Here is a 20,023-nt window from a genome sequence, read left to right as displayed (position 1 = left end):
CAGCGTATCGGCATGCTCGACCATGGGGAGGCGGCGCTTCGTCATAAAGGAAGTGAATCATGATTCACAAAAAACAGGAATCCCTTCTGCCACCAGATCTGCTCCAGTTACCTTAGGCGGTACCGAGCGCAGTGGCTGCGCGACTTGACGTCCCCTCAATCACCTCCAATCCCTGCCGCCTGACCCGGACCGCGGGAACCTGCTGACCTCGCCCCTGCTTAAATGTCCGCAGGAAAGCAACGGCTTGCATCCTTTAGCGGAACCCCGCGTTATCTCCGCACCAGATCGGAGAACATCCTCATGCCAGATGTGCTTCACCTCAAGAAATTCCCCATTGCGGCGACAATCATGGCCGCAGCGATCGGCGCATTTGTCTTGATGCAGGCGACGGAGCGCAGGTCGGCTGCCCCATCTGCGGATGTCGGTCACGCGGGTGACGATCATGGCCGCAGCGCTAGCACGCCCGAGGCTATTCCCTTCAGCGGCCTTCGCGACGTGTTCTGGCGCGTCTTCCACGAGGTCCTCGCCGACCGGGTCACGCTGATTGCCGCGGGCGTGACCTTCTATCTGCTGCTGGCGCTGTTCCCAGCCATGGCGGCTTTGGTATCACTCTACGGGCTGGTTGCAGATCCGACCACCATATCCGAACATCTTCGCGAATTGGCTGGCCTTCTGCCATCAGGCGCGTTCGATCTTCTTGCCGACCAGATCAAGGAACTCGTCGATCGTCGCGACGCTACGCTCGGCATCACCTTTTTTGTCGGTCTCGGCATCGCCCTCTGGAGCACGCATAGCGGCACGCTGGCGATCTTCGACGCTATGAACGTCGCCTATGAGGAAGAGGAGAAGCGGGGGCTTGTCCGGTTGAACCTGATCGGCCTTTGCTTCACCTTGTGCGCAATGCTTTTGACAATTGTCATGGTGGCGCTCGTCGGGGTCATGCCTGTTGTCCTCTCCTATCTCTGGCTCGATCAATTCAAGGAGCACATGGCCCTTCTCATGCGATGGCCGCTGCTTCTGCTGGTCGTCGCTGTGGCCGTTACATCAGTCTATCGCTTCGGCCCCAGCCGGGAGCCTGCCAAACTCCGGTGGATGACGTGGGGCGCGGCTCTGACCACGGTCGCCTGGACCGCCATGTCTCTCGGCTTCTCCTACTATCTGGATCATTTCGCCAATTACAACGCGACATACGGCACACTCGGCGCACTGATCGGCTTCCTCATCTGGATCTGGCTTTCGGTCGTCATTCTCATCATCGGAGGCGAGCTGAACGCCGAACTGGAGCATCAGACCGCGAAGGACACGACGACGGGAGCGCCGCTGCCGATGGGATCGCGCGGGGCCTATGTCGCCGACACTCTGGGCAAGACCATAAGCTGACCGCGATGATTGCTCCCCTCATATGGTTTTGATGTATTCTGCCATTTCTGCAGTCCCGACACAGGAGACGTTGATGACCGCCCCGCATCCTTCCAAAACCCATATCGGCAATCATGCGCTGCATCCCGAGACGCAGATGCTGAACTACGGCTACGATCCCGAACTCTCGGAAGGGGCGGTCAAGCCACCGGTGTTTCTCACCTCCACCTTCGTTTTCAATACAGCCGAGGATGGCCGCGACTTCTTTGATTACGTGTCGGGCCGCCGCGAGCCGCCCGAGGGGAAGGGGGCCGGCCTCGTCTACTCGCGCTTCAACCATCCAAACAGCGAGATCGTCGAAGACAGGCTGGCCGTCTATGAACGGACGGAAAGCGGCGTGCTGTTTTCATCCGGCATGGCGGCGATAGCCACGACTCTGCTCGCCTTCGTCCGGCCGGGGGATGCGATCCTGCATTCGCAGCCGCTCTACGGGGGAACCGAAACATTGCTGGCCAAGACCTTTCTGAACTTCAGCGTCGCCGCCATTGGATTTGCCGACGGCGTCAGCGAAGGATCGGTGCAAAAGGCGGCGGAAGAGGCGATGGCCAAGGGCCGCGTCTCCGTCATCCTGATCGAGACGCCTGCCAATCCGACCAACAGTCTGGTCGATGTCGCGATGATCCGACGCGTGGCCGACATGATTGGTGCAAGACAGGGCCATATGCCGATCATTGTCTGCGACAACACCCTGCTCGGACCGGTCTTCCAGCGGCCGATCGAGCACGGCGCCGATATCTCGCTCTATTCGCTGACCAAATATGTCGGTGGTCATTCGGACCTGATCGCCGGCGCCGTTCTTGGTCGCAAGGCGGTGATCAAGCAGATCAAGGCCCTGCGCGGCGCGATCGGCACGCAGCTCGATCCACATTCCTGCTGGATGCTCGGCCGTTCGCTGGAAACGCTGCAGCTTCGCATGGAGCGGGCCAACAGCAATGCGCGGGCCGTTGCAGACTTTCTGCGAGATCACCCGAAGGTCGAGAAGGTTCACTACCTGCCCTACCACGATCCGGAATCGCCGGCCGGCCGGACCTTCATCGCGCAATGCAGCGGCGCGGGCTCCACCTTCTCTTTCGACATCCGCGGCGGTCAGCCCGCCTCGTTCAAATTCCTGAACGCGCTGCAGATCTTCAAGCTCGCGGTCAGCCTCGGGGGCACGGAGTCGCTCGCAAGCCACCCGGCAACCATGACGCATTCCGGCGTGCCCGCCGATATCCGGGAGCGGATCGGCGTTCTGGAATCGACGATCCGGCTGTCGATCGGCATCGAACATCCGGATGATCTGGTGGCGGATCTGGAACTGGCGCTGCAGGGCGCCTGATGCGGCGGGAGAAATCGATGCCCGGCGGTGCCGGGCATCGTGGGTCACGTCACTTGTCGTCGGTCGTCAGTTCCGTCTCGTCGGTATTCAGCACGAAGACCGCAAGCAGGCGCGCCGGCTTTGTCTTGCTGGCGTTTTTGCTGACGGCGTGATGATCGCCCGGAAATTCGGGAAAGCTTTCGCCTGCTTTATAGACCTTCTCCGGCCCGTCATTCACCTTGCTGGTGATCGCCCCTTCGAGAACGGTCGCATAGATGAAGGCCGAGGCCGGGTGGGTATGGCCGGGCGACGACCCGCCCGGTGCATATTCGACGAGCACCGCCCGCATGCTCTTGCCGGGAACATTGGGAAGCTTCTGGTCGAAAACGACGCGAACCTTCGCGTCGCCGCCTGCGGCATAAGCCTGAGTGCCGGCGGCAAGGACAATCGCAAGCGCTGCTGCCGAGATCATTTTTTTGAGCATGTCTGGTCTCCTCAGTTGATGGGAATGGGTCGCTTGGCGCCCGGTGTCAGGCGCTCTTCTTCTGGGGCGGCTGCCGGCTCAGCCAATCGTCAAAGCGGATCTGGCCAAGCCGCGCCTTGGCGCCGGTCACGAGCGAATTATCCTCGAGCTCCACGCCGAAGTAGCGGGCATGCGGATCCGCCACCACTTGCCGCGGATCATTCGTCGCCTTGAAGAGACGCGTCACGATTTCGGTGAGGCGGACTTTCTCGGGCCCGCCGATCTCGATCGTGCCGTTCAGAGGCGTGCCGAGCGCCACCTCGGCCATGACGTCGGCGACGTCGTCCGAGGCGATCGGCTGCACATAAGCCGGCGACAGATGCACGGTCTGGCCGACGGTACCCGACTGGGCGATGCCAGCCATGAATTCATGGAACTGGGTGGAGTGCACGATGGTGTAGGGTATGCCGGAAGTCTTGATCAGCTCTTCCTGGGCCATCTTGGCGCGCATGTAGCCGCTGCCCTGCAGCCGCTCCATGCCGACAATCGACAGCGCGATGTGATGCTTGACGCCGGCGGCAGCCCCTGCCTTGAGCAGATTGCGGCCCGACGTCTGGAAGAATTCCAGGACGGCCTTGTCCTCGAACGAGGGTGAGTTTGCGAGATCGAGCACCACCTGTGCTCCAGCGAGCGCTTCCGCCAGGCCTTTGCCGGTAATCGTGTCCACACCCGAGTTCGGCGAAGCCGCCAACACCTCGTGCCCCTTGTTACGCAATCTTTCCACGGTCTTGGAGCCGATGAGGCCAGTGCCGCCGATAACGACGATTTTCATGTTTAGTCTCCTTGTCCTTTACGAGGATGTCCTCTGGTGACCTGAAGGTGAGCAGGCAACTGCTCGGCATGCCCACCGCGTCCCCAATGAGCGAAGCGACTTCATAGGGACCGTCGCCGGTGCGGCCGGTAACCGATGGGCAGGAGGATGCGCCGGATCGCGGTCCCAAACTATTCTTCCTCGGTCGCTGTCACCCTATGCCAACGCAGTAGGCCAGCTGGCCGAAATGGCGGAACATCACGTCAACAGGCATCGGCTTGATAAACCGTTGGGGCAGATGGTCGACCCGGAAGGCAAGGCGTATTCACTGGCCTGCAAGCCGAGGCTTGCGTCATCAATGCTCTCACGATGGAGATAAGAATGATCAAGCGTCTGAACTTCATGGCCCATAAGAACAGCGGCATCGACGGCCTCGTGGCCGTTGAAGGCTGGATTGCCAAAAGCTTCGATCCGAAGTTGCTCGAACTCGTCAAGGTGCGCGTTTCCCAGATGAACGGATGCGCTCACTGCCTGCACATGCACCGCCAGGACGCGCTGAAGCTCGGCGAAACGGATGACCGGCTGCTGCTTCTGAACGCGTGGCGGGAGTCGCAGCTTTTCACCACTCGGGAGCGGGCCGCACTCGCCTGGGCCGAGGCTCTCACTCAGATCGCGAAAAGCCATGCGCCGGATGATGTTTATGAAGAGGCACACGCCAACTTCGCGGATGACGAGCTCGTGGCCCTTTCGATCGGTGTTGCGATGATCAACGCCTGGAACAGGCTGGCGATCGGCTTTCGGCTTCAGCATCCGGCAGATCACAAACGCGCCGCCGCCTGACAGCTGCGTTAGGAATGAGCCTGGCGAAAAGCTTCGCCCGGCTATGCCATGAATTTGGCCCGGGATTGCTGGGCCTCAGCCTTCGACGGGCAATCGCAGTGTCACCACCGTGCCTCGGCCGAGCTCGCTTTCCAGACGGAGATGGCCCCGTGCTTCCCGAACGAATCGATTCACCATCGGCAATCCGAGGCCGCCAAGCCCCGATGCTTTCGTCGTGAAGAACGGATCGCTCGCCCTGCGTAGCACATCTTCTGTCATCCCGAGACCATTGTCCGAAATCCGCAATTCGATCCCGGCTGCGGCGCGTTCGTCGTCGATGGCGGTGGCTATGATTGAAATCACGCCGCCATCCGGCATGGCGTCGCGCGCGTTGAGCAGGAGGTTCATAATGGCGCTTTGCAGCCCTACGCGGCTGCATCGGAAGATCGGAAGCGTCTCGCTGGCATATATCTCGAACGCGATATTGCGATCCCAGGTCGCTTTGGCCAGGGCTTCGATCTCCATCAGGCAAGCCCTGATGTCGACCGGCTCGGCGGCGGCATTGCCGTCGCTCGCAAGGCGCATCGTCTGCTGAACGAGCGTTCCTGCACGCTGAAGCGAAATCCTGGCACTGGCGAAGATCGGCAGGAGGGTAGGGGCCATCTCGATGTCCGGACTGCGTGAAATCATGTTCAGCGCGGAGGTGGCGACCTGGATCAGATTGCCCAGATCGTGGACGACGCCGAATATGCCGTCGGCAGAATTTGCATCGAAGGCAATCGCATCCGGTCGAGTGTGGGAAAAGTAAGCTTCATCAGCGAGGATGTTGGTATCTGACTGCGACATGCTTTGCTCCTCATCCGCTCCAGCAACAGACATGTCGTTCCCGAGCAAATGGAGGCTATGACGCGAGCGGGGTTGTAGTCGATTGGTTCAAGGGTGAGGGAAAGCAATACCGTCGTATGGTCGCGCGCCGGATGCCGTTACCCTATTTTGGTCAGGAAAGCTGGGTAGCCTCGAACATGGCGGTCAGCCCAATGCCTCCGCCGATACCGATCATGGCCAGGCCGGTCGCGCCCGGCGCCCATCCGCTGAGGTCGCGGATCAGCTGGCTGTATAGTCGGGTAACGAGGATTGCGCCGGACGCCCCGAACGGGTGGCCCAAGGCAATCGCCCCGCCGTTCCTGTTGATCGTATCGGCAGGAATATCGAGCTGATCCAGCGATGCCAGAACCTGGGCCGCGAAGGCCTCGTTGAATTCGATGGCATCGATGTCGGAGAGCGAGAGCCCGGACTGACGCTGCAGCAGCTTCCTGGTCGAGGCGACCGGCCCGATACCGAGCAGATTGGGATCCACACCGGCAGCGGCGCTATCGATGAAGGCAAGGCCCTTTTCGATACCCATGCTTCTCGCCATTGCGCGGCTCATGACAAGCACCAGGCAGGCGCCGTCGTTGAGCGGGCAGGCATTGCCTGCTGTCACCGAACCATCGGCCAGGAAGACCGGCCGGAGGTTTGCGAGAGCCTCAAGAGAGGTGGACGCGCGCGGGCATTCGTCCCGTTCGATCTGACCATGGCTGGTGGGAATTTCGACGATCTCGGGCCGAAAGATGCCCACCTCGGCCGCCTGCACGGCGAGCCGGTGGCTGCGCAGGGCGAATTCATCCTGTCTCTGGCGCGTTATGCCGAACTGCCGCGCGACGTTTTCGGCGGCAATTCCCATTTCCGGATCGCCGATCGTTTCAGGCGAAAACCGGGCGCGCCCGTAAAATCGCGGCGGCATCCCATTCGCCTTTGGTCTTTCGACGCGCCATGGCGCGGTGCTTACACTCTCCACGCCGCCGGCCAGAAAGCACGACCCAGCTTTCGCCTGGATCAGACGGGCTGCGGTGATGATCGCTTCCAGACCCGAGCCGCATTGCCGATCGATAGTCACGCCCGGAACCGCCATGGGCAGACCTGCGGTGAGGGCTGCCAGCCGCGCGATGTTTCCACCGCCACCTGCGGCGTTGCCCACCAGAACGTCGTCTATGGTGTCGGGTGCAATTCCCGTTTCGGAAAGGATCCGATGAATGATCGGCGCAAGCAGGTCTTCCGCCGCGACAGTCGCAAGCGATCCGAAAGCCCGGCCGATCGGCGACCGGTAGGCGGCAACCACGACTGGCTGCCAATCCTCGTCAGGCTGAAAGGCGTAGGACAAGATCGTCTCCAGAAACCACGGCCCGCTCCACTTGCCCCCTCGAGATTTTCCCGCTGCTCGTCATCGGCCAGGACCTTATATGGTAGAATTGCTTGGGGATCTTGTACTTCCCGAGCATCTGCGCGCAATGATCGGCCAGGATTTTCGGGTCCATCGTCTCTCCCGAGACAACGGCGACGATCCGTTGGCCGAAATAGGCGTCCGGCAGCCCGAAGACAACGGCATCCTCTACACCGGGGCAGGCCTTGAGCGCACTCTCGACTTCGGCGGGATAAACATTGTTGCCGCCTGATATCATCATGCCGCCCGCCCTGCCGATCACCCGCAGCATGCCATTGGCATCGAGTTCGCCGAGATCTCCAACCGTCGCTCCGGCTTGTGTGACCCGGAAGGCCTGACCGTCATCGCCCCAGAGATATCCATCCGCGATCAGGTCGCTGCTGACGAATATGGTTCCCGCCACATCGATCCCGACATCCTTTTCATCGGGGTCGCGAATGGAGATTTCCACGCCGGGATAGGCTCGTCCGACCCGGTCGATCGGAAAATCGATCTCGCCGCCCGCGAGGGTCGAGACGGTCATGAAACCAATCTCGGATGCGCCGTAATATTCGCGGATGCGCGCCTTCGGAAAAAGGCGGCGCATGGATTCCACACCGTTGACATCAAGCTTTGCGCCGGCGGTGAGGACGTCGCGCAGGGAGGCCAGGGCCGGTTCACCCGTCCAGGCCCTGGCAATACCGGCTATATGGGTGGGAACGGCGACCAGCCGTTCGATCCCTTCCGAGAAGAGGGCGCGTGCGACCGCACTAGGCTCCCATTTCCGGACTGAATGGAAGGTTGCCCCGACATCAAGAGCTTCGACCAGCGCATAAAGCGCCAGGCCATGAGCCAAGGCTCCCGGGCACATTGTCGAGGGGGCGTCTTCGAGCTCGAAAACGACGCGTCCGCGATCGAGGCTCCGGCGCCACTGCTCGCGCGAGCGATAGTAGGCTTTCGGCTCGGCGGTAGTCCCTGACGTGAAGCCGATCAGAAAGATCTTATCGGCATCGTCCGGCAGCTCGGCTGCACCTTGCCTCGAGGCGAGGTCGAAAGCCTCCGCTCCGGCAGCGACGAGGGGAATGCCGAGTCTTCGGGCAATTTCGGCGCTTGGTCCAGCATCGTCGTCGACGATCAGAACGTCAGGCGCCAGCCGCTCGATTATGCGTTCGATCCGTTCGGCCGGCATCATCGGGTCGATGACCGCGCAGGCATTCGGAAAAGCGGTGGCCGCCGCAAAATACTCGGCAAAGCCGATATGGTTGCCAAGGCTGAGAGCGGCAAGCTTCTCCACACCGGGCAGACCGAGCGTGCGGCGGTTCGAGCGAGGGAGATCTCGGAGAAACCGATAAATTGCCTTGGCGCGGACATAGAGCTCGCCATAGCTGAGCGAACGCCCGTCGATCACCAGCGCCGGCTTGTCCGGTGTCTCCGTTGCATGTCGAAGAAGCTGCACATGGATCGGCATGGACACCCGCGGGTTTGAATGATCGGCCATCAGCCTGGAGACAGAGCGGCTCTGGTCGCTTCGGGAATCGGCGTCGGGCGGCTGTCGGAGAGGCCGACGCAGACCCAGACGAAATGCGCCGATGCGCAATGAGCGCCATCGCGCTGGCGAAAGAGCTCGATGGCAAAGGACAGGCTCGTGCGCCCGACTTTCTCCACGTCCACCTTTGCCTCGACAACATCGTCAAGGTCGATGGGGCTGTGAAAGGTGATCTCCGCCTTCTTCACGTGATAGGCGACGCCGGAAGAGGTGTGACGGAAATGGCTGAGAATTTGCCGTTGCCGCAGGAACTCGACGACTGCATCCTCGCAATAGTCGAGATAACGGGAGTTGTGGACATGACCATAGATGTCGATGTCTCGCATCGAGACCCGGAACGATGCTAAAGGCCTGTCGTCAACGCTCATTCGATCACCGAAAATTCGACGGGGTGATCTAACCGCAGTGTGTGGGGGATGCAATGCAATATCAGGCGGTCGTGCGAAAATTCGGCCCGGCTCAGGATGTCGTCGAACTCGAGCAGGCTGCGCTGCCGCCGCTGCGGCGCGATGAGGTGAGGGTGCGTCTGCTGGCGCGGGCGATCAATCCGTCCGATATCATCACCATATCAGGAGCCTATAGCGGACGCACCACATTGCCCTTCATTCCCGGCTTCGAAGCGTTCGGCGTTGTCGAGCAGTGCGGTGAAGAGGTTTATGGGCTTTTCCCCGGAGCACGCGTGCTGCCGGTGCGCAGCGCCGGCGGCTGGCAGGAATTCAAGGATACCGATCCCGGCTGGTGCCTTCGTGTGCCGGACGAGCTCACCGACTTCGAGGCTGCGACGAGCTACGTCAATCCGATGACGGCCTGGTTGATGCTGCATGCCAAGATCGGGCTGAGGTCGGGCATGCGCATCGCCATCAATGCCGCCGCCTCTTCGATCGGAGCGATATTGATCGGTCTCGCCAACGCCGCAGGGGTGGAGCCGGTCGCCATCGTCCGCAGCGAAGGATCACTTGAGCGCCTCCGCGGCCGGGTCGAGGCTGTCATCATCGATAGGGAAGAAAGCGAAAGCGATCTGGTTGCCGGGCTCGCCGGCCGGCATGGGCTCGACGCAGTGCTCGACTGCGTCGGAGGAGCGCGCGCCGCAGTCCTCGCCGGTGCGCTGCGGCGGGGCGGACGTTTCGTGCATTACGGCCTGCTCTCGGGGCAGAGCATCCCGAATTCATTCTGGGCGTCCCATCCCGATATTTCCTTTTCCTATTTTCACCTTCGGGAATGGGTTCATTCCGAAGCTATGGGCGATGTCCAACAGGCCTATTCCGAGGTCGCGGCGCAGATCGTTTCGAAGGTCATCGCGACCGAGGTGCGGGAGGTATTCCCTTTGGAAAATGTCCGGCAAGCCCTGCAGTCCGCGCTTCCCTTCCGAACGGGCGGCAAGGTGCTCTTGGCCTGACACAGGGCTTCGCCGCTAGGCGTTTTCGTGCCGTAGCCGAGCGATGCTGATTGCCGCATGGTTCTGCTCGGCCCATCCGACCAAGGCTTTCATGGGGATGAGGAAGGATCGCCCGAGTTCCGTCAGTTCATATTCCACGCGAGGCGGAACCTGCGGATAGACGGTGCGCCGCACGAAGCCGTCCTGCTCCAGATGCTTCAGCGTTTTGGACAGCATCTGCTTCGAGATGTCTCCGATTTCACGCAGCAGTTCGTTGAAGCGCTTTTTCTCGTTTTCCAGCGCATCGAGTGTCAACAGGCTCCATTGATCACCGATGCGATCGAGCACGCCTCTGATCGGGCATCCAGCGCCGGGCTGTTGTCTTGGGTCATGCGTCTCTGACACGGCTTTCTCCTGCAATTCTCGGTCATCGCCGGCTGACCTTGGCACCAGAAACTGCCTTCTTGCCTGAGATGCAGCGGTTTCATAGACCAAGCGTCATAGTCTGTTTTCTAGACTAGCTCGCCGATCCATACCAAGGAGCTTAATGCATGACATTCGGGAAATCGCTTTTCGCACTCGTCATTTTGGCGGGCATCGCCGCGCCGGCCGGCGCTTTTGCTGAATCGGCCACGCGGGATTTGAAGATCGAAGAAGCCAACCGGAAGCTGGTTGTCGAGTTCTACGACCGGTTCTTCAACAAGCACGATATCGCGGCCGCCTCGGTCGTCGCCGACGACTACCGGCAGCACAATCCTCAAGTTCCCGACGGAAAGAAGCCTCTCGTTTCCTTCTTCGCCGGCTTCTTCAAGGACAATGCCCAATCGAAGGCTGAGATCATCCGCAGCGCCGCCGATGGCGATCTGGTCTGGCTGCATGTACACGCGACGAACGGCGCAGGCGATCTCGGCCAGGCGATCGTCGATATTTTCCGCGTCAAGGACGGCAAGATCGTCGAACACTGGGACGTGATCCAGGCCGTTCCGAAAGAGGCGGCAAACAAGAACACCATGTTTTGAGTTGAGTGGGGCCGGCTTCCTCGCCGGCCCCATTATCGGCGCTGCGCGCCTGGTTCAGCCGTCTCTCTCGTTGCTGGCGATTTCCGCCGCACTGCTCGGTCAACATTTGCCGATGGCCTAACGCCCATACGCCAAGATGGCTGGTGCCATCAACCGATCCCGGTCAATCAATCCGGGGACGCTCCGATTTCGGCGTTGCCAGCCCGTGTTTGGCAAGCTCCAGGGTCAGGATACGGGTTTCGAGAAGGTTGAAGATGCGCAGGATGGCTTCGATCGCATCGAACGGTTTCGTCAGAAAATCTTTCGCGCCAAGAGAAAGCGCCCGTCGGCGCGTCGGCAATGTTGCATCGGCGGTCAGAACCAGGATCGGCAGGTAGCTGTTTTCAGGAATGAGCCTTGCGAAGGTCTCCAGCAAAGCGAAGCCATCAAGATCGGGCATCATCAGGTCGAGAAGAACGAGATCCACCGGATGTTCGCGAAAGAGCCGCAACGCCTCGCGTGGCTCGGTGGTGCTGATGAGTTCGTTGAAGCCTTCGCGTTTGAGAATGCGTTCCAACAGGGAAACATTTGCGGGCTCGTCGTCGACGATCAGGATCGTCGATCGTCGCAAGATGTCGGTGGGGTCTGTCATGGGCCAAACGTTTCGTCAAAGGCGTTGGAGGATATCAGCGCGCGATCAAATCATAGGCGACGTCTTCTATGGCGGACTTTCGACGGAGAGGCCTCGTCTTCGGGTTCCCTGCGTCGCCACGGGCGGGCGCGGCAAATCGACGTGGAAGGTGGCGCCACCTTCCGGACGATTGCTGAAGCCGAGCGCGCCGCCCATGGCGTCGATCAGATGACGCGACAGCGCAAGCCCGAGACCGGTCCCTTCTTGACCGATACGTTCTGCTCCCAGCCGATCGAATGGGGTGAAGAGCCGGGAAACGCGTTCCGCCGGGATGCCGGGACCGGTATCGCTGACCTCGATCCGAATAGTGTCGCCGCCAATCTCGCGGTGGCTGACGGTCACGCTTCCCTGTTGACGATTGTATTTCACCGCATTGGAGAGAAGGTTCAGGAACACCTGGAGGAGACGCCGCCGGTCAGCCAGGACCGCCAGATCTCGCTCGGGCTCGACAACCTCTATCCGGATCTGCTGCTTGCCGCAGAGCGGCCTCGCAAGCGACACCGCTTCATCGATCACATCGGCGACGCCTTGCGGTTCGATGGCAAGATCCATGCGCCCGGCCTCGATCCTCGCCATGTCGAGAACCTCGTCGATCAGGCTGAGCAGATGTCTGCCGGCCCTTAGAATTTGGGCGACGCTATCCCTGGAATCCGCATCGGTGACATCCATTTCCAGAAGCTGTGCGAAGCCGAGGACGGAATTCAACGGCGTGCGTAGCTCGTGGCTCATCCGTGACAGGAATTCGCTCTTGGCGTTGCTCGCGCGAACCGCATCCTCGCGGGCGGCAAGCAGGGCCTCTTCGATTTGCTTGCGCTCGGTAATATCTCGCGTGATTTTGGAAAAACCGCGCAGGCGGCCCGCCTCATCATGCAGGGCAGTCACAACGACGTGAGACCAGAACCGAGAGCCGTCCTTGCGGATGCGCCAGCCTTCCGCCTCGGCCCGTCCGTCGCGGGCCGCCCTGGAAAGCTCTTCTGCCGGCAACGCCTCCCTGGTTTCGGCGGGATAGAAACGGGAAAAATGCTGGCCGATGATCTCTTCGGCCGCATAGCCACTGATCCGCTCCGCGCCGGCATTCCAGCTCACAACCAGCCCTGTGGTATCGAGCCCGAAAATACCGTAGTCGCTGACGCCCTCGACCAATAGCCGGAAGCGCTCCTCGCTTTCCGTCAGATCAGCCTCGCGCTTCTTCAAAAGCACGCTTGCATCTTCGAGCGCCTGTTCGAGACTGCCGAGTTCATCACGGAAGGGATCCACTACCCTGACGACATCGCCCCGCGACAGTCGATGCGCTTGGGCTTTCAGGGCATGCACCCGACGGACGATGCTTGCCGAAAACAGGAAGACGGCGACGAGCGCTCCGGCAAAACCAAGGAAACCGGCAGCGATCATCAGGCTTCGGGACAGAGTGCGAACCCGGTCCGCGGCCTCGGTCCTCGCGTGAAGCAGATCCGCCTCCCGCCGGCTCATCGCGTCGATTTCCTGTCTCAGCACGTCGAGTACCTGCTTGCCCTCGATGAGTTTGGCCGCAAGGTCTTCGCGTCCGCCGGCGCGCAGGATGTCGGCCTGTTTCAGGAGTTGGAGACGATCGACCTTCGCGACGACGAGGGTGCGGATGCGTTCGAGACGGTTCTTTTGCTCTTCATCCCGCAACCGGCGACCGACTTCGTCGAGCACGACGGGCAGTCTTTCCTCAGCCCGGTTGAAGGGATCAAGAAAATCGGTTCTGCCGGTCAACAGATAACCCCGCATCGCGGTCGCCGCTTCAGCGATCGAGGCATGGATCTCCTGAATGCCCGACTGGATCTCGAGCGTGACCCGCACCTGATCCTCGGCAATCCGGCTCTGCCGGTCGGCCACGAAGACCGAGGCGAGGGCTGCAAGCAGCAGCGCCAGCGGCACCGTGATGATGACGATACCCTTCGCGCGAAGGGGAAGGTCGGCAAAGCGCCACGCCGTCAGGCGCCCCGTCGGGGTCATTGTCGCGGTCATGGTTGCTGCTCTTTCGATGCTTCGACGAGCCCGCCGCGGACGGCCATGACCGCGGCCTGCGTCCGGTCTCCGGCGCCCAGTTTGCCGATGATGCGCTCAACGTGGATCTTCACGGTACCGGGCGAGATCTTCAGGGCCCTGGCGATCTCCTTGTTGGTCAGGCCCTCGGCCACCTTCGACAGGACTTCGCGCTCCCGGATCGTCAGGGTCTCCAAAGCGCTGCTGTTGGTCTGCGGCTTGGTGGCGGCGCGGCGCAATAGTTTTGCGACGAGCGGACCGTCGAAGAAGGCATCACCCTGAAGGACCCGCCGGATCGTGCGGAGAATGTCTTCCCGGCTGGCGTCCTTGAGCAGGTAGCCCGTAGCGCCGGCCTCGATCGCCGCTTCCAGGTAGTCGAGGCTGTCATGCATCGTGATGATCATGACGCGTGTTCCCGGCGACACGCGCCGGATCTCCCTCGTCGCGGCGAGGCCGTCCAGGCGAGGCATGCGGATGTCGAGGAGAGCGAGATCCGGTTTGTGCAGCGTACAGGCCTCCACCGCTTCCACGCCGTCGCGCACGTCCCAGGCGACATGAAAATCGTCTTCACCGCCGATCATGGCGATAAGGCCTGCACGGGCGATGTCATGATCGTCGGCGACAAGGATCGATGCCGTCATTCTGATGTCGTCTCCTGCGAAATCGGAGCGGTGGCGCGCACATGTGTGCCCCCCGAAGACCCGACGCTGATCTCGATCCGGCCGCCGAGCAGCGCCAGCCGTTCACGCATGCCGACAATGCCTAGGCGCCCGCCCCGCATCTGGGGATGGCGCAGCTCGCTGATGCCTTTGCCATCATCGATCACTTCGAGATGCGCTTCGCCCGCGCCATCCTCGAAGAGACGGACGACCAGGCGGCTCGCCTCGGCGTGCTTGATGACATTGGTGATCGCTTCCTGCGCGACACGATAGAAGATGATTCCCGTCGATGCCGGCCAGCGATCGGCGGCGGCATCGAGATCGGCGACCACCTGGAGATCATCGATCGCATCGAGACGCGTACGCAGGGCCGCGGCGACGCCGAGATCATCGAGCTCGGGCGGGCGAAGATCGGCGATGGCCGCCCTGAGATCGGCAACGGAATGGCGCGCGAGCGCGGCGAGCTGGTCGATTTCGGGTTTCAGGGCGTGCGCGTCGCCGATGCGGGCCGCAAGGTCCTGCAGCCGATAGCTTAGGCCTGCTACAAGTTGCGCCGAGCCGTCGTGAAGATCGAGCGCCACCCGCTGCCGCTCCTGCTCCTGCGCCTGGATCAGCTGCGCGACAAGGGCCGCGAGCTCACTGCGCTGCCGCTGGAGATCGCCGAGAAGCGCCTGATTTTCCGCCGCCTGCCGGTTAAGATTGTAGGCGTCGGCGAGCTGCCCCGCCACCACCTCCAATGTCTGCCGGTCGTCGGCATCGATGGCGCGCGCTTTTGACGATCCGATGATCGTCAGGCAGAGATCGGAACCGGCTTGCGAGGCAAATAAGATGTTATCGCTTTCCGGGCTCGTTGACTTACCCACCGACAGTTGCACGGGTGCTTTTCCCTGGAACGACGGAAAAACGAGCTTGGCAAGCGATGCTCCCGCGAAGTCTGCAAGCCGGGACAGAACGTCCAGGGCAGCCGTTTCGAATGCCGCGGCATCGAGCAGGTTCTGCACTTCGATGATGAAACGCAGACGAGCCGCCCGCGCTTCCGCCGCCCGGTAAAGAGCCCGCAGTTCTGCAACGTTTGGCGAGTGCGTTGGACTTGTATCGTGCTCCATGCCGAACAGGACTGCTCCGAAGATGAATGACGCCGGCACGATAGTCATTCCGGCGGGAATGTCATCTATGCCGTTCGGCAGATCGGATCGAAGCCACCCGGCAGATGAGGCGGCAGCACAGGATACTTAAATTGCTGGTCATGCGGTTGACCGATGCGATGTCCGCCGGAACCGCCACATAGGAAAGTCAAAATGCGTACCATCATTGCTGCCGCCCTCGTTCTCGGTTTCGTACAGGTCCAGTCGGCCGCGGCTGCTACCGAAATCGCAACCTGTGCGCCGACAAGCGAGCCGGAAATCGCCAAGCTCTTCGACCGCTGGAATACCTCGCTCGCGACGCTGAGCCCCCAGGAGGTCGCCAAGAACTACAGTGAGGACTCCGTGCTTCTCGCGACCTTGTCGGACAAACCTCGTCTGACGCAGACGGAGCGGATCGACTATTTCGAGCATTTCCTGGCGAACGAGCCCAAAGGCCACATCGACAGCCGCGACATCCAGATCGGATGTAACTGGGCCGTCGACGTCGGCACTTACACCTTCAGCCTGAAGGACGGCTCGAAGGTTCCGGCCCGCTACACCTATACCTATGAGTTCAAGGACGGGAATTGGCTGATCACCTCGCACCACTCTTCGATGATGCCGGAGAAGTAAGGCTTCATCGTTCTGTTGGTCCGTCAGGGAGACCCCGTGTTCACCCCACGCGGGGTCTCCTGACTGCTGACGAAGCACGCCAACGTCTCTTTCGTCATGCTCGGGCCTCTGCCGAGCGCGCCGGAAGCTTTGACGGCCGAACCGGATCGAGAGTAGCATCCTCACGGCAGCGGCAAGGTGGTCAAAGCGGCCGGCCCGGTGGAGATGCAATGATGAAAGACAAACCTTTCCTCCTGACGTTCGCGGCGCTGGCATTTGGTTCCGCATGGCCAATTTCTAACGCCTTCGCTGCCGCACAGCCTATCTTCTGGAGCGCTTTACGGCCGGCCGATCAGCCCAAAGCGACAGTGCCGCTGTCGGGCAAGGCGGTGAGCGGCCCACAGGGCGAAACACTCGCCTGGCATGGCGAGGTGCATCCAATCGAATTGACGGGCTTCGTTTTGCCGATCGACCAGGACGGCGATCTTGTCTACGAATTCATGCTCGTGCCTTGGGCCGGAGCCTGCAGTCACATGCCGTCTCCTCCACCCAACCAACTGGTTCGTGTCGTTCCGGAAGAGCCATTGCACCTGGCAAGAATGTACGAGAGTGTCACCGTGACGGGTAACCTGCGACCCGGCCTGGATCAGGCGCAATTCTTCATGATCGACGGTGACCGCGTCCTCACCTACGGCTACAGCATAAGCCATGCCCAGGTAGCGACAGTAACGGCGACGACTGATCCCGATCTGCTGTCACTTTCGCCTTTCGGCATTCTGCCTCGCTAGAACAGGATGATTTTAGGCCTGTTCGGCCTAAAATCTAAATCCGTTCGAAGGCGCAGAGACGGCTTCTTGCATCACTACCGCCAATCGCGTGTATACAACGGCATATATACAAACTGCGGAGGAGTCCCTATGCCGCAATATGCGCGTGTCTTTCAATCCGGCAATTCGCAAGCCGTCCGGCTGCCGAAGTAATTCCGCTTCGACGTCGACCAGGTGGAGGTGACGCGGGAGGGCGATGCTGTGATCCTTCGGCCACGGGCCGATCGCTGCATGAGGTGGGCATCGTTGCATAGCGCCTTGGAGCGCGGCCTCAGCGACGATTTCATGGCGGAAGGGCGAGAGCAGCCGGAAGGGCAGGAGAGGCCTGATCTTCAGGACCTGTTCAAGTGATCACACATCTTGTCGACACCAATGCGGTAATCGCCCTGATCGGCAGAAAATCCGAAATACTGCTGAAGCGCGTGATCGACAGCAACGAGAGATCGATCGGGCTGTCGACCGTGGTGATGCACGAGCTCTATTATGGCGCCTATAAAAGCACGAAAATTTCCTACAATCTCGAAACCCTGCGCCTGTTCGTGGCGGATTTCTCAGTCGTCGGCTTCGAGCAGGAGGATGCGTTGGCCGCTGGGGAGATCCGTGCCGCATTGGCGGCAAAGGGAACGCCGATCGGCCCCTATGATGTTCTGATCGCCGCTCAGGCGAGGACCCGGGATCTGGTTCTCGTCACCAACAATGTCGGGAAATTCCGCCGCGTCGATGGTCTGCTTGTCGAGGACTGGACGGTCGGGCGATAGATTCCCGCCTCCGATGAAAAAATGCCCGGGTGCAGCCGAAACTGCGCCCGGGTAAAATGCTGCCGATCAGACGAGGTCGAAGCGGTCGGCGTTCATGACCTTGTTCCAGGCGGCGACGAAGTCCTTGACGAACTTCCCCTTGGCGTCGGCCTGGCCGTAGACTTCGGCGAAGGCGCGAAGCTGCGAGTGCGAGCCGAAGATCAGGTCGACGCGGGTGCCGGTCCACTTGGCAGCGCCGGTCTTGCGGTCGCGGCCTTCATAGACGCCTTCCTTGCCGGCGACAGGAACCCACTGCGTGCCCATGTCGAGCAGGTTGACGAAGAAGTCGTTTGTCAGCGTCTCGGGACGCGAGGTGAAGACGCCGTGCTCGGGGGCGCCGGCCTTCAGCACGCGCAGGCCGCCGACGAGGGCGGTCATTTCAGGTCCGGTCAGCGTCAAGAGCTGGGCGCGGTCGACGAGCGCTTCTTCCGGCTTCATGAACTGATGGCGCTTGCCGTTCACGTAGTTGCGGAAGCCGTCGATACGCGGCTCGAGCGCTGCGAAGGAATGCGCGTCGGTCTGGGCTTCGGAAGCATCCATGCGGCCCGGCGTGAAGGGCACGCTGACGGCGTTGCCGCCGGCCGCTGCCGCCTTCTCGACACCGGCAGCACCGGCGAGGACGATCAGGTCGGCCAGCGAGATCTTCTTGGCCCCGGTCTGGGCGGCGTTGAAGTCCTTCTGGATGCCTTCGAGAACGCCGAGCACCTTGGCGAGCTGGGCGGGCTGATTGGCGTCCCAGTCCTTCTGCGGGGCAAGACGGACGCGCGCGCCATTGGCGCCGCCGCGCTTGTCGGAGCCGCGGAAGGTCGAGGCCGACGCCCAGGCGGTCGAGACCAGTTCCTGCACGGTAAGGCCGGTGGCGAGAACCTTTTCCTTCAGTTCGGCAATGTCCTTGTCGTCGACGAGCGGATGGTCGACGGTCGGGATCACATCCTGCCAGATCAGGTCTTCGGCCGGAACTTCCGGGCCGAGATAGCGCACCTTCGGTCCCATGTCGCGGTGGGTCAGCTTGAACCAGGCGCGGGCGAAAGCGTCGGCGAACTCGCCGGGATTTTCGAGGAAGTGGCGCGAGATCTTCTCGTAGGTCGGATCGAAACGCAGCGCGAGATCGCTCGTCAGCATGGTCGGCAGGTGCCTCTTCGAGGCGTCGTAGGCATCCGGAATGGAGGCTTCGGCATTTTTGGCCTGCCACTGCTTCGCGCCGGCCGGGCTCGTCGTCAGTTCCCATTCGAAGGCGAAGAGGTTTTCGAAGAAGTAGTTGCTCCACTTGGTCGGTGTCTGCGACCAGGTGACTTCGAGGCCGGCGGTGATGGCATCCTTGCCGACGCCGGTGCCGAACGAGCTCTTCCAGCCGAGACCCTGGTCCTCGATCGCGCCGCCTTCCGGCTCGGCGCCGATCAGGGACGGGTCGCCGGCGCCATGCGTCTTGCCGAAGGTGTGGCCGCCGGCGATCAGCGCCACGGTTTCTTCGTCGTTCATCGCCATGCGAGCGAAGGTTTCGCGGATGTCGCGGGCGGAAGCCAGCGGATCGGAATTGCCGTTCGGGCCTTCGGGGTTGACATAGATGAGGCCCATCTGCACGGCGCCGAGCGGCTCTGCCAGCTCGCGTTCGCCGCTGTAGCGCTCATCGCCCAGCCAGGTTCCCTCAGGGCCCCAGAACAGTTCCTCAGGCTCCCAGACGTCGGCGCGGCCGCCGGCGAAACCAAAGGTCTTGAAGCCCATGGATTCGAGCGCGACGTTGCCGGTGAGGATCAGAAGGTCAGCCCAGGAGATGCGGTTGCCGTATTTCTGCTTGATCGGCCACAGCAGGCGGCGGGCCTTGTCGAGGTTGGCATTGTCAGGCCAGCTGTTGAGCGGCGCGAAACGCTGCTGGCCCTGGCCGGCGCCGCCGCGACCGTCGGTGATGCGGTAGGTGCCGGCGCTGTGCCAGGCCATGCGGATGAACAGGCCGCCGTAATGACCGAAATCGGCCGGCCACCAATCCTGTGAATCCGTCATCAGCGCGTGAAGATCCTTCTTCAGGCCGTCGAGATCGAGCTTTTTGAACTCCTCGGCATAGTCGAAGGCTTGCCCGAGCGGGTCGGCGCGGCCGGAATTGTGGTGAAGAATCTGCACATTCAGCTGGTCCGGCCACCAGTCGCGATTCGATCGGCTGCGAGGCGTATTGCCGTGGGCAACAGGACATTTGCCTGCGCTGTCAGTGGGATTGTCCATGATCGTCTCCTTCGTTGCTTGATCTGTCTGCGCGTAAAAAAGATGAGCCGAGCTTACGCCCCACTCTCCCCTTGTGGCAGTCTTCATATCGGAAGCGCGTCATAATTTTAAGTTGGATTTAC

General features: G+C 61.5%; 20 protein-coding genes and 1 pseudogene. 9 read left to right on the top strand and 12 right to left on the bottom strand.

What is annotated here, in order from left to right:
* The first annotated feature begins 300 nt into the window (after positions 1–300).
* Positions 301–1,380 (top strand): YihY/virulence factor BrkB family protein, encoded by a 1,080-nt coding sequence (locus tag MOV76_RS01510; protein WP_018516926.1) that lies wholly within the window; start codon positions 301–303, stop codon positions 1,378–1,380.
* 73 nt (positions 1,381–1,453) lie between these two features.
* Positions 1,454–2,737, top strand: a complete 1,284-nt coding sequence (locus tag MOV76_RS01505; protein WP_018444596.1) for a cystathionine gamma-synthase family protein — start codon at positions 1,454–1,456, stop codon at positions 2,735–2,737.
* 49 nt (positions 2,738–2,786) lie between these two features.
* Here the strand turns inward: MOV76_RS01505 and MOV76_RS01500 are convergent, their stop codons facing one another.
* Positions 2,787–3,200 carry a cupin domain-containing protein gene (locus MOV76_RS01500; RefSeq protein ID WP_018245469.1) on the bottom strand — a complete coding sequence of 138 codons (414 nt, stop codon included), beginning with the start codon at positions 3,198–3,200 and terminating at the stop codon, positions 2,787–2,789.
* Positions 3,201–3,246: 46 nt separating this feature from the next.
* Positions 3,247–4,011 (bottom strand): SDR family oxidoreductase, encoded by a 765-nt coding sequence (locus MOV76_RS01495; RefSeq protein ID WP_018516925.1) that lies wholly within the window; start codon positions 4,009–4,011, stop codon positions 3,247–3,249.
* 360 nt (positions 4,012–4,371) lie between these two features.
* Here MOV76_RS01495 and MOV76_RS01490 point away from each other — a divergent pair, with 360 nt between their 5' ends.
* Complete coding sequence (locus MOV76_RS01490) at positions 4,372–4,830, top strand: carboxymuconolactone decarboxylase family protein (protein ID WP_018245471.1); 459 nt, start codon at positions 4,372–4,374, stop codon at positions 4,828–4,830.
* Positions 4,831–4,905: 75 nt separating this feature from the next.
* Here MOV76_RS01490 and MOV76_RS01485 read toward each other — a convergent pair whose 3' ends face one another.
* The 4 genes from MOV76_RS01485 to MOV76_RS01470 all read right to left on the bottom strand — a co-directional run bounded on the left by MOV76_RS01485 (position 4,906) and on the right by MOV76_RS01470 (position 8,962).
* On the bottom strand, positions 4,906–5,655 hold the full coding sequence (locus tag MOV76_RS01485; RefSeq protein ID WP_247263622.1) for a sensor histidine kinase: 750 nt from the start codon (positions 5,653–5,655) through the stop codon (positions 4,906–4,908).
* A 151-nt stretch (positions 5,656–5,806) separates the two neighbouring features.
* Complete coding sequence (locus tag MOV76_RS01480; RefSeq protein WP_247263621.1) at positions 5,807–7,009, bottom strand: thiolase family protein; 1,203 nt, start codon at positions 7,007–7,009, stop codon at positions 5,807–5,809.
* Positions 6,987–8,516: a class I adenylate-forming enzyme family protein gene (locus tag MOV76_RS01475; RefSeq protein ID WP_247263620.1), complete on the bottom strand. Its 1,530-nt coding sequence runs from the start codon at positions 8,514–8,516 to the stop codon at positions 6,987–6,989. The genes MOV76_RS01480 and MOV76_RS01475 overlap by 23 nt, the downstream gene beginning before the upstream one ends.
* Positions 8,517–8,545: 29 nt before the next feature.
* On the bottom strand, positions 8,546–8,962 hold the full coding sequence (locus tag MOV76_RS01470) for a thioesterase family protein (protein WP_222030024.1): 417 nt from the start codon (positions 8,960–8,962) through the stop codon (positions 8,546–8,548).
* Positions 8,963–9,015: 53 nt separating this feature from the next.
* Here MOV76_RS01470 and MOV76_RS01465 point away from each other — a divergent pair, with 53 nt between their 5' ends.
* A complete protein-coding gene (locus MOV76_RS01465; protein ID WP_247263619.1) occupies positions 9,016–9,990 on the top strand; it encodes a zinc-dependent alcohol dehydrogenase family protein in 975 nt (324 codons plus the stop codon).
* Positions 9,991–10,005: 15 nt separating this feature from the next.
* Here the strand turns inward: MOV76_RS01465 and MOV76_RS01460 are convergent, their stop codons facing one another.
* Positions 10,006–10,374, bottom strand: a complete 369-nt coding sequence (locus MOV76_RS01460; RefSeq protein WP_018245477.1) for a helix-turn-helix domain-containing protein — start codon at positions 10,372–10,374, stop codon at positions 10,006–10,008.
* Positions 10,375–10,520: 146 nt separating this feature from the next.
* Between MOV76_RS01460 and MOV76_RS01455 the strand changes: the two genes are divergently transcribed.
* Positions 10,521–10,988, top strand: coding sequence for a nuclear transport factor 2 family protein (locus MOV76_RS01455; protein WP_247263618.1), 468 nt, complete (start codon positions 10,521–10,523; stop codon positions 10,986–10,988).
* Between the two features lie 163 nt (positions 10,989–11,151).
* Here the strand turns inward: MOV76_RS01455 and MOV76_RS01450 are convergent, their stop codons facing one another.
* The 4 genes from MOV76_RS01450 to MOV76_RS01435 all read right to left on the bottom strand — a co-directional run bounded on the left by MOV76_RS01450 (position 11,152) and on the right by MOV76_RS01435 (position 15,481).
* A complete protein-coding gene (locus MOV76_RS01450) occupies positions 11,152–11,619 on the bottom strand; it encodes a response regulator (RefSeq protein WP_247263617.1) in 468 nt (155 codons plus the stop codon).
* A gap of 66 nt (positions 11,620–11,685) precedes the next feature.
* Positions 11,686–13,650 carry an ATP-binding protein gene (locus MOV76_RS01445; RefSeq protein WP_247263616.1) on the bottom strand — a complete coding sequence of 655 codons (1,965 nt, stop codon included), beginning with the start codon at positions 13,648–13,650 and terminating at the stop codon, positions 11,686–11,688.
* Positions 13,647–14,309, bottom strand: a complete 663-nt coding sequence (locus MOV76_RS01440) for a response regulator transcription factor (protein ID WP_018245481.1) — start codon at positions 14,307–14,309, stop codon at positions 13,647–13,649. Before MOV76_RS01440 ends, MOV76_RS01445 begins: the two co-directional genes overlap by 4 nt.
* Entirely contained in the window at positions 14,306–15,481 is a 1,176-nt protein-coding gene (locus MOV76_RS01435) for a sensor histidine kinase (protein WP_247263615.1), read from the bottom strand. Before MOV76_RS01435 ends, MOV76_RS01440 begins: the two co-directional genes overlap by 4 nt.
* A gap of 144 nt (positions 15,482–15,625) precedes the next feature.
* Here MOV76_RS01435 and MOV76_RS01430 point away from each other — a divergent pair, with 144 nt between their 5' ends.
* The 4 genes and pseudogenes from MOV76_RS01430 (at position 15,626) to MOV76_RS01415 (ending at position 17,648) form a co-directional block, all read left to right on the top strand.
* Positions 15,626–16,084 (top strand): SgcJ/EcaC family oxidoreductase, encoded by a 459-nt coding sequence (locus MOV76_RS01430; RefSeq protein ID WP_018245483.1) that lies wholly within the window; start codon positions 15,626–15,628, stop codon positions 16,082–16,084.
* Between the two features lie 209 nt (positions 16,085–16,293).
* On the top strand, positions 16,294–16,851 hold the full coding sequence (locus MOV76_RS01425) for a DUF3299 domain-containing protein (RefSeq protein WP_047620100.1): 558 nt from the start codon (positions 16,294–16,296) through the stop codon (positions 16,849–16,851).
* 129 nt (positions 16,852–16,980) lie between these two features.
* Positions 16,981–17,241: pseudogene (locus MOV76_RS01420) on the top strand (antitoxin).
* Positions 17,238–17,648: a type II toxin-antitoxin system VapC family toxin gene (locus tag MOV76_RS01415; protein WP_247263614.1), complete on the top strand. Its 411-nt coding sequence runs from the start codon at positions 17,238–17,240 to the stop codon at positions 17,646–17,648. The pseudogene MOV76_RS01420 and the gene MOV76_RS01415 overlap by 4 nt, the downstream one beginning before the upstream one ends.
* Positions 17,649–17,714: 66 nt before the next feature.
* On the opposite strand, the gene katG is transcribed toward MOV76_RS01415, so the two are convergent.
* The gene (gene katG, locus MOV76_RS01410; RefSeq protein WP_210069224.1) at positions 17,715–19,901 is read right to left on the bottom strand and encodes a catalase/peroxidase HPI; all 2,187 of its coding nucleotides are present in this window, start codon (positions 19,899–19,901) and stop codon (positions 17,715–17,717) included.
* Between the last annotated feature and the right edge of the window lie 122 nt (positions 19,902–20,023).

This window comes from Rhizobium sp. PRIMUS64 (assembly GCF_023006465.1).
Taxonomy (GTDB): Bacteria; Pseudomonadota; Alphaproteobacteria; order Rhizobiales; family Rhizobiaceae; genus Rhizobium; species Rhizobium leguminosarum.
The sequence above is the reverse complement of the archived record's forward strand: the minus strand, read 5'-3'. Positions and strand labels throughout refer to the sequence as shown.